Source organism: Actinoplanes sp. NPDC049668, from assembly GCF_044465445.1.
Classification (GTDB): Bacteria; Actinomycetota; Actinomycetes; order Mycobacteriales; family Micromonosporaceae; genus Actinoplanes.
Window position 1 is genome coordinate 109,984 of sequence record NZ_JBITLR010000007.1, and the last position, 12,059, is coordinate 122,042.

At 72.3% G+C, this 12,059-nt stretch carries 11 protein-coding genes; 10 read left to right on the forward strand and 1 reads right to left on the reverse strand.

Annotated features, from left to right (window positions below; all coding sequences use genetic code 11):
- Positions 1 to 22: 22 nt before the first annotated feature.
- A complete protein-coding gene (rnhA, locus tag ACIBSW_RS28675) occupies positions 23 to 484 on the reverse strand; it encodes a ribonuclease HI (RefSeq protein WP_354718797.1) in 462 nt (153 codons plus the stop codon).
- A gap of 309 nt (positions 485 to 793) precedes the next feature.
- On the opposite strand from rnhA, the gene ACIBSW_RS28680 reads away from it, so the two are divergent.
- The 10 genes from ACIBSW_RS28680 (at position 794) to ACIBSW_RS28725 (ending at position 11,967) form a co-directional block, all read left to right on the forward strand.
- The gene (locus tag ACIBSW_RS28680) at positions 794 to 1,708 is read left to right on the forward strand and encodes an ABC transporter ATP-binding protein (RefSeq protein ID WP_354718795.1); all 915 of its coding nucleotides are present in this window, start codon (positions 794 to 796) and stop codon (positions 1,706 to 1,708) included.
- Positions 1,705 to 2,472, forward strand: a complete 768-nt coding sequence (locus tag ACIBSW_RS28685) for an ABC transporter permease (RefSeq protein ID WP_354718793.1) — start codon at positions 1,705 to 1,707, stop codon at positions 2,470 to 2,472. The genes ACIBSW_RS28680 and ACIBSW_RS28685 overlap by 4 nt, the downstream gene beginning before the upstream one ends.
- Before the next feature lie 93 nt (positions 2,473 to 2,565).
- Positions 2,566 to 3,402 (forward strand): ABC transporter ATP-binding protein, encoded by an 837-nt coding sequence (locus ACIBSW_RS28690; RefSeq protein ID WP_354718791.1) that lies wholly within the window; start codon positions 2,566 to 2,568, stop codon positions 3,400 to 3,402.
- Positions 3,399 to 4,214, forward strand: coding sequence for an ABC transporter permease (locus ACIBSW_RS28695; protein ID WP_354718790.1), 816 nt, complete (start codon positions 3,399 to 3,401; stop codon positions 4,212 to 4,214). Before ACIBSW_RS28690 ends, ACIBSW_RS28695 begins: the two co-directional genes overlap by 4 nt.
- Positions 4,211 to 5,344 (forward strand): sensor histidine kinase, encoded by a 1,134-nt coding sequence (locus ACIBSW_RS28700; protein WP_354718788.1) that lies wholly within the window; start codon positions 4,211 to 4,213, stop codon positions 5,342 to 5,344. Before ACIBSW_RS28695 ends, ACIBSW_RS28700 begins: the two co-directional genes overlap by 4 nt.
- The gene (locus ACIBSW_RS28705) at positions 5,341 to 5,958 is read left to right on the forward strand and encodes a response regulator transcription factor (protein WP_354718786.1); all 618 of its coding nucleotides are present in this window, start codon (positions 5,341 to 5,343) and stop codon (positions 5,956 to 5,958) included. Before ACIBSW_RS28700 ends, ACIBSW_RS28705 begins: the two co-directional genes overlap by 4 nt.
- Before the next feature lie 490 nt (positions 5,959 to 6,448).
- On the forward strand, positions 6,449 to 7,963 hold the full coding sequence (locus ACIBSW_RS28710; protein WP_354718784.1) for a sugar transferase: 1,515 nt from the start codon (positions 6,449 to 6,451) through the stop codon (positions 7,961 to 7,963).
- 77 nt (positions 7,964 to 8,040) lie between these two features.
- Positions 8,041 to 8,901, forward strand: a complete 861-nt coding sequence (locus ACIBSW_RS28715; RefSeq protein WP_354718782.1) for a phosphatase PAP2 family protein — start codon at positions 8,041 to 8,043, stop codon at positions 8,899 to 8,901.
- A complete protein-coding gene (locus ACIBSW_RS28720; protein ID WP_354718781.1) occupies positions 8,898 to 9,854 on the forward strand; it encodes a glycosyltransferase in 957 nt (318 codons plus the stop codon). The genes ACIBSW_RS28715 and ACIBSW_RS28720 overlap by 4 nt, the downstream gene beginning before the upstream one ends.
- A gap of 196 nt (positions 9,855 to 10,050) precedes the next feature.
- Positions 10,051 to 11,967 (forward strand): delta-60 repeat domain-containing protein, encoded by a 1,917-nt coding sequence (locus ACIBSW_RS28725; protein ID WP_354718957.1) that lies wholly within the window; start codon positions 10,051 to 10,053, stop codon positions 11,965 to 11,967.
- The last annotated feature ends 92 nt before the right edge of the window (positions 11,968 to 12,059 follow it).

Below are 12,059 nucleotides of genomic sequence, written 5' to 3' on the forward strand. Positions count from 1 at the left end.
GTACGTAGGGGTTCCCCGGGTTTCAGCCGGCGGCGAGCGCCTCCTGCAGGCCCCGGGCCGCGAGCCGGTCGGCGCGCTCGTTCTCCGGGTGGCCCGCGTGGCCCTTGACCCAGTGCCACTGCACGTCGTGCCGGCGGACCGCGGCGTCGAGGCGCTGCCACAGGTCGACGTTCTTGACCGGCTGCCGCGCGGAGGTCTGCCAGCCGTTCGTCTTCCACCGGGGCATCCACTTGGTGATGCCGTCGCGCACGTAGATGCTGTCGGTGTAGAGCAGGACGGTCAGCGGCGCGCGGGTCAGGCTCTCGAGGGCGCTGATCGGCGCCATGAGCTCCATCCGGTTGTTCGTGGTCGTGCCGGCCTCGCCGCCGCAGAGCTCCTTCTCGGTGCTGCCCCAGCGCAGGACCGCGCCCCAGCCGCCGGGTCCCGGGTTGGGGATGCACGCACCATCGGTGTAGATCTCCACCGGAGTGGCCAGCGCTGTCATGGCCAGAACCCTACCCACCCCACGGGTGTCAGGCCGCCGGGTGCTGCCCTGCCCGGAGTGACGGGCTGTTAACCGAAGCGCTTGGCGGACGGGTGTCAGGCCGCCGGGCCGGGGCCTGCGTGACGCCGCAGGCTCGTCCGGGGGGAACCGGTACCGGACCGGCGGCCTGCCCCCGCAATACCGGGAACCTCTGGGAGCGCTCCCAGCGTGAGTCTATCGGACTCCGGCGGGTCCGCAAGGCATGGGTGCAAAGCCACACCGCTCGGAGCCGTCCGAGCGGTGTCCGTCCCAGTCGGTACAGTTTCGGCCATGCGCGAAGCAGCCGTCGAGGTGAAGGACGTCGTCGTCAGATACGGCGGTGTCGTCGCCGTCGACGGCGTGTCGCTCACCGTCCCGCGCGGCTCGATCCTCGCCCTGCTCGGCAACAACGGCGCCGGCAAGACCAGCCTGCTCCAGGTTTGCGAGGGCTTCCGCGGCCCCGACGCCGGCTCGGCCCGGGTGCTCGGCCTCGATCCCGTCGCCGACCACGACGAGCTCATGCCCCGGCTCGGCATCATGCTGCAGTCCGGCGGCGTCTACCCGTGGGCCACGGCCGGCGAGATCCTGCGCCTGTTCGCCTCGTTCGCCGCGAACCCGCTCGACACCGACATGCTGCTGGACCGCCTCGGCCTGCGGAAGTTCGCCAAGACGACGTTCCGCCGGCTCTCCGGCGGCGAGCAGCAGCGGCTGTCGCTGGCCCTCGCCCTGGTCGGCCGCCCCGAGCTGGTCTTCCTCGACGAGCCGACCGCGGGCATGGACGTCGGCGCCCGCCAGACCACCTGGGAGCTGGTGGAGAACCTGCGCGCGGACGGCGTCTCGGTGCTGCTCACCACCCACCTGCTCGACGAGGCCGAGAGCCTCGCCGACCACGTGGTCATCATGGACGCCGGCGTGGTCGCGGCAACCGGCACGCCGGCCGAGCTCACGGCCGCGGCGGGCATCGACCTCCTTCGGGTACGCGCGGACCCCGGCCTCGCGGTCGCCGAGCTCGCCGCGCGCGTCGGTGCGAAGGTCACCGAGAGCACGCCCGGCGAGTACGAGATCGCCGGCGCCCTCGACACGGCCGCGATCGCGGCGGCGCTCGGCTGGTTCGCCGCCGAGGGCGCGCAGGTCACCGCCGTGGACACCCGGCGCCGCACCCTCGAAGACGTCTATCTGGCACTGACCGCGGGAGCAGCGCGATGAGTTCGAGCGCCGGTACCTTCACCCCCGCGCCCGGCCGCGCGCCGATGCGGACCGTCCTGCTGCGGCAGATCCGCATGGAGCTGGTGCTCACCGCGCGCCGGGGCGAGGCCGTGGTGCTCGCCATGGGCGTACCCCTGCTGGTCCTGCTCGGCGCGGGCCTGACCCGCGCGACCAACCTGCCGACCGACGACCGCCTGGGCTATGTCGTTCCCGGCGTCCTCGCGCTGACGGTGATGTCGACGGCCTTCACCGGTCAGGCCATCACCACCGGCTACGAGCGCGGCTACGGCGTGCTCAAGCGCCTCGGCGCGTCCCCGCTCACCCGCCCCGGCCTGCTGCTGGCCAAGACCGTGGCGATCCTGTGCCTGGTCGGCCTGCAGCTGGTCGCCCTCGCCGTGGTCGGCGTCATCGCCGGCTGGCGCCCGGAGCTCGCGCAGCTGCCGGCCGCGCTCGCCGTGACCGTGCTGGCGACGGCCGCCTACTGCGGCCTAGCGCTGCTGATCGCCAGCGTGCTGCGGCCCGAGACGACCACGGCGGCGGCCACCCTGATCTACGTGCTCATGCTGGCCGCCGGCGGCATCATGTTCGCCGCGCCCGACCTCGGCGCCGCGGGCCACTTCCTGCTGCCGCTCGCCGCGCACGCCGAGGCCCTGCGCGCGGCCCTGACCGACGGCGCCGCCGTGCCGGCGAGCGCCTGGCTCAGCCTCACCGTCTGGGCCGCGGCGTCGCTCACCGCGGCCGTCCGCTGGTTCCGCTGGGAGTGACGTCACGGGGCGGGTGTCCGTCGAACGGTGGACACCCGGTGACCACCGCGCGGTCGTCCCGGCGGGCACCCGCCGGGCGCGATGCTTTCCGGCATGACAGCCATCGAGGCACGCGGCCTCCGCAAGGCGTACGGCGGGCATGAGGCCGTAGCCGGCATCGACCTCGCCATCACCGGCGGCGAGGTCTTCGCCCTGCTCGGGCCGAACGGCGCCGGGAAGACCACCACCGTAGAGATCCTCGAGGGGCACCGCCGGCGCGACGCCGGCGAGGTCCGGGTGCTCGGCACCGATCCGGCCGCTGCGGGCCGGGCCTGGCGGGCCCGGATCGGCATCGTGGCGCAGTCGGCGTCCGACGCCGCCGACCTCACCGTCGGCGAGACCGTCCGGCACCTCGCCGGCTGCTATCCCCGGCCCCGGCGCGCCGCCGAGGTCATCGACCTGGTCGGGCTCGCGGACAAGACCCGGGCCCGGGTACGCACGCTGTCGGGCGGTCAGCGCCGCCGCCTCGACGTCGCGCTGGGCATCGTCGGGCGTCCCGAGGTGCTCTTCCTCGACGAGCCGACGACCGGCTTCGACCCACAGGCCCGCCGGAAGTTCTGGGAGCTGGTCCGGGTGCTGGCCGCCGAGGGCACCACCATCCTGCTCACCACCCACTACCTCGACGAGGCCGAGGCGCTCGCCGACCGGCTGGCGGTCATCGCCGGCGGGGTCGTCGTCGCCGAGGGCACCCCGGCCACGCTCGGCGGCCGGTCCGCCGCGGGCGTCGTCGTCTCGTGGGCCGGCGCGGACGGCCCGCGGGTGGAGCACACCGACGACCCGACAGCGCTGATCGGCCGGCTGGCCGCCGCGGGCACCGACCTCAGCACGCTCGCCGTCACCCGGCCGAGCCTCGAGGACACCTATCTGACCCTGATCGGGGAGGCACGATGACCGCCGCGACGCTGCCGTCCACCGCCCGGACCGGGCTGCGCCGGGGCGGGATCGAGCTGCTGCAGTTCGTCCGGGACCGGACCGCGATGATCTTCAGCTTCTTCTTCCCGGCGCTGCTCCTGATGCTTTTCGGGACGATCTTCTCCGACGACTACGACCACCCCGGCCTCGGCGCCGCCCGGGTCTTCTCGGCCAGCATGATCGCGTACGGGATCGTCTCGACGGCGTTCATCACCATGGGCGTCGGCATCGCCGGCGACCGCGAGGACGGCACGCTCAAGCGGCTGCGCGGCACGCCGGTGACGGCCACCGCGTACTTCCTGGGCAAGCTGGTCCTGGTCGCGGCCCTGACCGCGGCCGAGGCGGCCGCCCTGCTGGCCGTCGGGGTGTTCCTCTTCGACGTGCCGGTGCCGACCGACGCCGGCCGGTGGTTCACGTTCGGCTGGCTCTTCGCGCTCTCGGTCGTCGCCTGTGGACTGCTCGGCATCGCCGCCAGCGCGCTGGTCCGCTCGGCCCGGACGGCCGGCGCCGTGCTCAACGCGCCGGTGGTGGCGCTCCAGTTCCTCTCCGGCGTCTTCATCCACCCGATCACGCGGCTGCCGGACTGGATGATCACGGTGGCCTCGATCTTCCCCGTGAAGTGGATGGCGCAGGGGTTCCGCTCGGTGTTCCTGCCGGACACCGCGCTCGGCCTCGAGGCCGGCGGCGCCTGGGAGCTCGGCCGGATCGCGTTGGTCCTGTGCTGCTGGTGTGTGGTCGGATTGGTGTTATGCCTGGTGAGCTTTCGCTGGAGGGAACGGCGCGAGGCGTGACGCCGCCGGACCGCGAGGAGGCCGTCGAGCGCTGGTCGTACCTGTGGCGCCTCTGCTTCGCCGTCGTCGCCCTCGCGGTGGCGGCGGCGGTGCTCGCCCAGTCCGGGACCCCGGCCGGCCAGCGGGCCGTCGCGGTCGCCGCGATCGCGCTCATCGCCGGGCTGTACGCGTTCTGGGGCCGGCGGCCGGACGCCGGGGCGGCGTTCGTCGTCGCGATCCTGGTGGCCTTCGCGGTCGGCGTGTTCGCGGTGCCGACCGTCGGCTACCTGCTCTTCGCGCTCTCTCCGCTGATCTTCATGGTCCTCGACATCCGTCCCGCCGTGGTGGCGGTCGTCTGCGCGAACCTGCTGCCGGCGGTCGCCGGCTGGCTGCGCTTCGGTGCCGGCTTCGTCACCCATCTCGGGCCGATCTTCGTGATGTCGTCCGCCGTCGCGGTCTGGCTCGGCGTCTGGATCAACCGGGTGACCGAGCAGAGCGCCGAGCGGGCCGTCCTGATCGCGGAGCTGGAGAGCAGCCGGGCCGAGGTCGCGCGGCTGTCGCACGAGGCCGGCGTCGCCGCCGAGCGGGCCCGGCTGGCCGGCGAGATCCACGACACCCTGGCGCAGGGCTTCACCAGCATCGTCACGCTGCTGCAGGCCGCCGATCCCGGGCTCGCCGACGAGCGGCTCGCGCTGGCCGTGCGTACCGCCCGGGAGAACCTGGCCGAGTCGCGGTCGCTGGTCGCGGCCCTGTCGCCGTCCGCGTTGGCCGCCGGCTCGCTGCCCGATGCCGTACGCCGGCAGGCGGCACGCTTCACCGAGGAGACCGGTACGGCGGCGACGTGCCGGATCACCGGGGCGGCCCGGCCCCTGCCGACCGCGGTCGAGGTCGTGCTGCTGCGCGCCGCGCAGGAGGCCCTGGCCAACGCCCGCCGGCACGCGGACGCGGAGAACGTCACGGTGCTGCTGGCGTTCGGGGCGGACCGGGTACGGCTGGTGGTCCGCGACGACGGCCGCGGCTTCGAGCCCGCGGCGGCGCACGGCTTCGGGGTGGCGGGCATGCGGGCCCGGGCCGAGCAGGTGGACGGCACGGTGGCGGTGCACAGCGACCCGGGCGCCGGCACCGTCGTCGAGGTGGAGGTGCCGGCGTGATCCGGCTGATCCTGGTCGACGACCACCCCGTGGTCCGGCACGGGCTGCGCGGCATGCTGGAGGCGGAGCCGGACCTGGGCGTGGTCGGCGAGGCGGCCTCCGGTCCGGACGGCGCCGCGCTGGCGGCCGAGCTGCGGCCGGACATCGTGCTGATGGACCTCCGGATGCCCGGCGGGGACGGCGTGGAGGCCACCGCGCGGATCCTCGCGACCGTGCCCGGCGTTCGCGTGCTGGTGCTGACCACCTACGAGTCGGACCGCGACATCCTGCGCGCGATCGAGGCCGGCGCCGGCGGATACCTGCTCAAGGACGCCTCGCCTGGCGAGCTGGCCGCCGCCGTCCGGGCCGCCGCCCGCGGCGAGACCGTGCTCGCGCCCAGCGTGGCCTCCACCCTGGTCCGTCAGGTCCGCGGCCCGGCGCCGCCGGCGCTGTCCGCCCGGGAGGCGCAGGTGCTGGGCCTGGTGGCGCAGGGCCTGACCAACGCGGACATCGGCCGCGCGCTGTTCATCACGGAGGCCACGGTGAAGACGCACCTGCTGCGGGCCTTCGCCAAGCTGGAGGTCGCCGACCGTACCGCCGCGGTGACCCGGGCGATGAGCCTCGGCCTGATCTGATCTTGACGGATCGCTCCACTGTCAAGTCGGCCGATCGGCGGGCGTGTCTCACAGGGAGGGTCGCGCGGCGGCCGCTGACATCGATGATCCTGGCTGCCCCGTGGACGCGCTCCGAATCGGTTGTGTTACCGTGCGACGCCGCAGGTTCATCTACCGGACAAATCACGAGCGCCAATGCGTGAGGAATCGGACAATGGTTTGCGCGCGGCGCAGACTTCCGCCATCATCGGCACGCCTGATATTTTGTCCGCTGTGGTGCCGAGTTAACCTGCAATGCACCTGGATGCCGCCCGATCCGGCATCCGAAAACAACGTTGAGCTTCGTTAAACATTTCTCGCCAGGGGTCGGTATTCTCCTGAACCTCGTCTAGCCTTCACCGCCTGAGCGTCCTTGCGCCTTGCAGTTCGGGGGCGAGGGTTTGGGGGGCGTGGCAACCGTGTGCGTGAAATTGCCGAGTGGGCGTGGGGTCTCACTGGAGGCAGGGGCGTCGTGACAACGACGGAAACGGCGGCGGACAGCGCCGCGACCGGACCGATTCCAACTACCGCGTATTCCGGATTCACCGAGCGGGACCTCGGCATATCCGGCGAACGGGCGCACGCCGACCGCTGGGTGTGGGAGGCGCGCTACGTCAAGCTGCTCCTGGTCATCGACTTCGGGGCGACGCTGATCGCCACGCTCGCCGCGTTCGTGCTGCGCTTCCAGGGCGCGCCGTACGCGGACTGGTACCTGGCGCTCTCCGCGCTCATCCCGCCGGTGTGGGTCGGGCTGCTGGCGATCACGCACGCCTACGAGCGGCGGGTGCTCTTCATGGGCGGCGAGGAGTACCAGCTGGTGCTGCGCGCCGGCGTACGCCTGACGCTCGGCATCGCCCTGGCCTCCTACGTGGCCAACGCGGACCTGGCCCGCGGCTATCTGTCCATCGCGCTCGTGCTGACCACCGTGCTGTCGCTGACCGGCCGCTTCGTGCTGCGCAAGGTGCTGCACCAGGCACGCCGTCGCGGCGCCTGCATGCACCGGGTGCTGGTGCTCGGCCACGCCGGCGCCGTCGCGCAGATGACCGGCCAGCTGCACCGCCGCTCGCACCACGGCCTCCAGGTCGTCGGCGCCTGCCTGCCCGACGATCAGCTCGGCGACGCGGCGCGGACCGTCGACGTCCCGGTCTTCGGCGCCCTGGACGCGGCCGCGAACTCGGCGGCGGCGGCCGGCGCGGACACGGTGATGGTGCTGTCCTGCCCGGAGCTCGACGGCCCGATGCTGCGCCGCCTCGCCTGGGAGCTCGAGCGCGACGACATCGACCTGATCGTCTCGTCGTCGCTGGTCGACACCGCGGGCGACCGCATCACCGTGCGCCCGGTCGACGGGCTGCCGATGATGCACATCGAGCACCCCCGGCTCTCCGGCGGGCGGCGGCTGATCAAGTCGATCTTCGACATCTCGGTCGCCGCGCTGCTGCTTCTGCTGCTCGCGCCGCTGTTCCTGCTGGTCGCGCTCGTCGTCCGGCTGGACGGCGGCGGGCCGGTGTTCTTCCGCCAGGTCCGGGTCGGCCGCGGCGGTGAGTCGTTCCGGATGTACAAGTTCCGGACGATGCACACCGACGCCGAGGCCCGCCTCGAGGCGATGCGCGGGCAGAGCGAGTTCACCGGCGTGCTGTTCAAGATGCGCGACGACCCGCGGGTGACCCGGTCCGGGCGGATCCTGCGCCGGTACTCGGTCGACGAGCTGCCCCAGCTGATCAACGTGCTGCTGGGCGAGATGTCGCTGGTCGGTCCTCGCCCGCCGCTGCCGAGCGAGGTCGAGCGGTATCCGCAGGACATGCGGCGGCGGCTGGTGGTCAAGCCCGGCATGACCGGGCTCTGGCAGGTGAGCGGGCGCTCGGACCTGTCCTGGGAGGACTCGATCCGGCTCGACCTGCGGTACGTGGAGAACTGGTCACTCACCGTCGACCTGGTGATCCTCATGCGGACCGCGACGGTCGTCATGCGGGGCGCGGGCGCCTACTGATCGATCGGCGCGTGGGGCGCCGTTGCAAGGTTCGTCGGTTTCAAGCGGTCGGGATGCCGCGGGATGGGGACTGTTCGGTGGTACTGCTCTACTTCGTCGCCGCGTTCGCGGTGATCGTGCCGGCGGTCGCCGGGCCGCTGCTCGCGCGGAGCCCGGGCCGGCGGCTGGCCCGGGGCAGGCTCGCGGCGAAGACCCGTGAATCCGTTGCGGGCCTGATCACGACGCTCGGGCGGCCGGCGACGGCGCTCGCCTTCGTGCTCTTCTGGGCCGCCTTGGTCGTCGCGGTCTTCTGGCCCGTCGGCCTGCTCGCGCACGCCCTCGAGGACGCGGTGGACTGGCCCGTCCTGCTCTGGGTCACCGACCGGCGCAGCCCCGGCTTCGAGGACTTCAACTGGGTGTACACCGCGCTCGGCGACCGCGACCCGCTGAAGAAGGTGGTCGTGGTGTCCGCGGTGTTCTTCGCCGTGTTCTGGCGCCGGCGGTTCTGGATCCCGCTCGTCGCGATCCTGCTCAGCTTCCCGCTCGAGCAGTACGTGCAGGCCATCCTCGCCGGGATGGTGAACCGGGGGCACCCGCCCACCGGGCTCGGCTCGTACCCGTCCGGCGGCATCGCCCGGATCGTGATGACCTTCGGGGCGATCGCGCTCTTCATCGCGCTCACCTGGCGGCTGAGCCGGCGCTGGCACGTGGCCCTCGGCACGATCGTGCTGGTCATGGCCACCTACGAGGGCTACTCGCGGATCTACGTGCAGAAGCACTGGATCACCGACGTGATCAGCGGGCTGATCTTCGGGCCCGCGCTGTTCCTCGGGTACGCGATCGCCGTCTGCATCCTGGCCGGCCGTTATCCGGGCCAGGCGCCGCCGGAGCCGGCCGCGGCGCGGCCCGGCGACACCGTCGCGGAGGCGGCCGTGCCCGTCACGGCGACGGCGCCGTGACGACGCTGCTCGTCGCCTCCACCGGTGGCCACCTGGCCGAGCTGCACGATCTCCGGCCGCGGCTCGGCGTCGAGGACCGCCGGTGGGTCACCTTCGACAGCCCGCAGAGCCGCTCGCTTCTCGACGGCGAGGACGTGGTCTACGTCCCGCCGGCGACCAGCCGGGACCTGGTCGGCGCGGTCCGTGACCTGCTGGTCGCCCGGAGGATGTTCCGGTCCGAGCGCTACGAGCAGGTGATCAGCACCGGGGCCAGCGTCGCGATGGCGTTCTTCGTGCCGGCGACCTCGGCCGGGGTGCCGTGCTCCTACATCGAGAGTGCGACCCGCACCCGCGGGCCGTCGCTGACCGGCCGGCTCGCCGCCCGGGTGCCGCGCGCCCGCCTCTACACGCAGTACCCGGGGTGGGCCGACGCCACCTGGCGCTACGGCGGGTCCATCTTCGACGCGTTCGAGGCCGAGCCGATCGCGGCGCCCCGCCCGATCCGCAAGGTCGTGGTGACCCTTGGTACGCACGAGCGCTACACCTTTCCGCGCCTGCTCAATCATCTCGTTACCCTCCTGCCGCCGGATTGGGACGTCCTGTGGCAGGTTGGTTCGACCGTTATCGATAAAATGCCCGCCGAAGCCCGAAAGCAGGTGCCTCTCGCCGAGATGCGGCAGGCGCTCGCCGAGGCCGACGTCGTCATCTCGCACGCCGGCGTCGGCTCCGCGCTGGCGGCGATGCAGGCCGGCAAGCGGGCGCTGTACGTGCCGCGCCGCAAGGCGTTCGGCGAGCACGTCGACGACCACCAGGTCGAGATGGCGCGGGAGCTGGAAGGCAGGAGGCTGGTCGTGGCCCGGGAGGCGGAGGAGGTCGGTCTCGTGGATCTCGAGGAGGCGGCCGCCTGGTCGGTACGGTCCAGCCCGACCGTGGCGCCGTTCCGGCTGGCTCCGTTCCGGCTGGCTCCGTCGTGAATGCACGATTCGGCCCCGTCCTTGTGCATACATGTTCGTCCGATAGACCAGGTCCTCGTCCGGACGGTCGATAGCGCGACCGGCGGGGCCGCACCAGGCTTCGTCAATCTTTAAGTTCTGATTAGGAGGGCACGTGTCCCTGAAGCGTCGACTCCGGCCACGGCAGGCCGCCAGGTTCCTGGTGCCGGCCGCGGTGATGAGTTTGACGGTCGCTCTGACCGCCGTACCGGCGAGCGCCGTATACGTACCCCCGAACGCCCCGGCGACCCTGGTCTCGGCCAACCCGGCGGACAACACGCCACACCTGCAGAACGGAAGCATGCGGGCCTTCGCGCAGATCGGTAACACGGTCTACGCGGGCGGCTCGTTCGCCGGCGTGAAGCCGGCCGGCGCCACCACCTGGACGCCCAGGGAGAACCTGATCGCCTACGACGCCGGCACCGGCGCGCTGCGTACCGGCTTCGCCCCGGTCCTCGACGGCGCGGTGCAGACGCTCGCGGTCAGCCCCGACGGCAAGCTCATCGTCGGCGGCAGCTTCGGCACCGTCAACGGCGTCGCGCGCAAGAACCTGGTCGAGCTCGACCCCACCACCGGCGCGACGGTCACCGGCTGGGTCGGCCGGGCCGACGGCGGCGTCGTGCGCCGCGCGATCGTGAACGGCAACCACCTCTACATCGCCGGCGCCTTCCACTGGATCAACGGCACCCAGCACTCGCTGCTGGCCCGGCTCAACGCGACCACCGGCGCGATCGACTCCACCTTCCAGATCGACGCGAGCGGCGCCCGGCCGTACGCGAACAGCACCGAGCTGGTCTGGGGCCTCGCGGTCGCGCCCGACGGCAAGACCGTCGTCGCGGTCGGCAACTTCACCTCCGTGAACGGCAACGCCCGCAACCAGGTCGTCATGATCGAGACCGGCGGCACGCCGACGGTCGCGAACTGGAACACCGACCGCTACATCCCCGCCTGCTACAGCGGCACGTTCCCGTTCTACGCGCGCGACGTCGACTTCGGCGACGACGGCAAATACTTCGTCATCATCGCCGACGGCGGCCGCGGCGACGCGTACTGCGACGCCACCGCCCGGTGGGAGACCGCGGACCGTGGTTCCGACGTCAAGGCCACCTGGGTCAACTTCACCGGCGCCGACTCGGTCACCTCGCTCGAGGTCGCCGACGGCGTCGTCTACGTCGGCGGCCACTTCCGCTGGCAGAACAACGCCAACGGCAACGACGCGCAGGGCGCCGGCGGCGTCAGCCGCTACGGCATCGCCGCGCTGGACCAGCAGAACGGCGTGCCGCTGAACTGGAACCCGACCCGCTCGCCCGGCAGCCAGCTGCCGGCCGGCGGCACCGAGTGGGGCCCGATCATGTGGGAGCTCTGGAAGGGCCCGGACGGCCTCTTCTCCGGCTTCGACGCGGACGGCCTCGGCAACGAGTACCACGGGCGGATGGGCTACTTCCCGGAGTCCGGCGGCCGCAGCCTGCCCGTGCAGGACGCGCCGCAGGCCGCCTCCGGCTACCTCTACCTCGGCGCCGGCAACGGCCAGGTCACCAAGGTGCCGTACGGCCCGGGCGGGGTGGGCACCCCGGCGACGGTCAGCCAGCCGCAGCTCACCTCGGCGCGCTCGGCGTTCATGGTGTCCAACAAGCTCTACTGGGCCAAGGTCGACAGCTCCGCGCCGAGCGGCAGCGTGCTGAACATCTCGATCGTCAGCGGCGCCGGCGCGATCGGTGCGCCGTGGGTGGGCAGCGGCTACAACTCCTGGTTCACGCCCGGCAGCATGACCGGCGCGTTCTACCTGCAGGGCCGCATGTACTACACGACGTCGACCAGCAACTCGCTGTTCTACCGGTACCTGACGCCGGACGGCTACGTCATCGGCTGCACCGCGTTCACGCTGCCCACCTCGGGCATCGACTGGCGCACCGTGCGGGGCATGACCTGGGTCGCCGGCAAGCTCGTCTACGGCTCAACGGACGGCTCGCTGCGCACGGTAGCCTTCGATCCGGCCGCCACGACCGCGGTCACCGGATCGACCGCCACCGTTGTCGCGGCCCCGAATGCGGCGGCAACGTGGTCCAATCAGACACTGTTCTTCGCAACCTCGTAAATAAATACGTCTATGTAGCGAAGAGACTCCGTTGAGTCACCTTCCCGGCCGTGCAAAGGCGCGCGGCCGGGAAGGCAACAACTGCAGAATCT

Excerpts from the sequence above, each read along its gene's own strand:
- rnhA (WP_354718797.1), bottom strand. The coding sequence starts at position 484 with ATGACAGCGCTGGCCACTCCGGTGGAGATCTACACCGATGGTGCGTGC.
- ACIBSW_RS28685 (WP_354718793.1), top strand. The coding sequence starts at position 1,705 with ATGAGTTCGAGCGCCGGTACCTTCACCCCCGCGCCCGGCCGCGCGCCG.
- ACIBSW_RS28725 (WP_354718957.1), top strand. The coding sequence starts at position 10,051 with ATGAGTTTGACGGTCGCTCTGACCGCCGTACCGGCGAGCGCCGTATAC.
- ACIBSW_RS28680 (WP_354718795.1), top strand. The coding sequence starts at position 794 with ATGCGCGAAGCAGCCGTCGAGGTGAAGGACGTCGTCGTCAGATACGGC.
- ACIBSW_RS28695 (WP_354718790.1), top strand. The coding sequence starts at position 3,399 with ATGACCGCCGCGACGCTGCCGTCCACCGCCCGGACCGGGCTGCGCCGG.
- ACIBSW_RS28690 (WP_354718791.1), top strand. The coding sequence starts at position 2,566 with ATGACAGCCATCGAGGCACGCGGCCTCCGCAAGGCGTACGGCGGGCAT.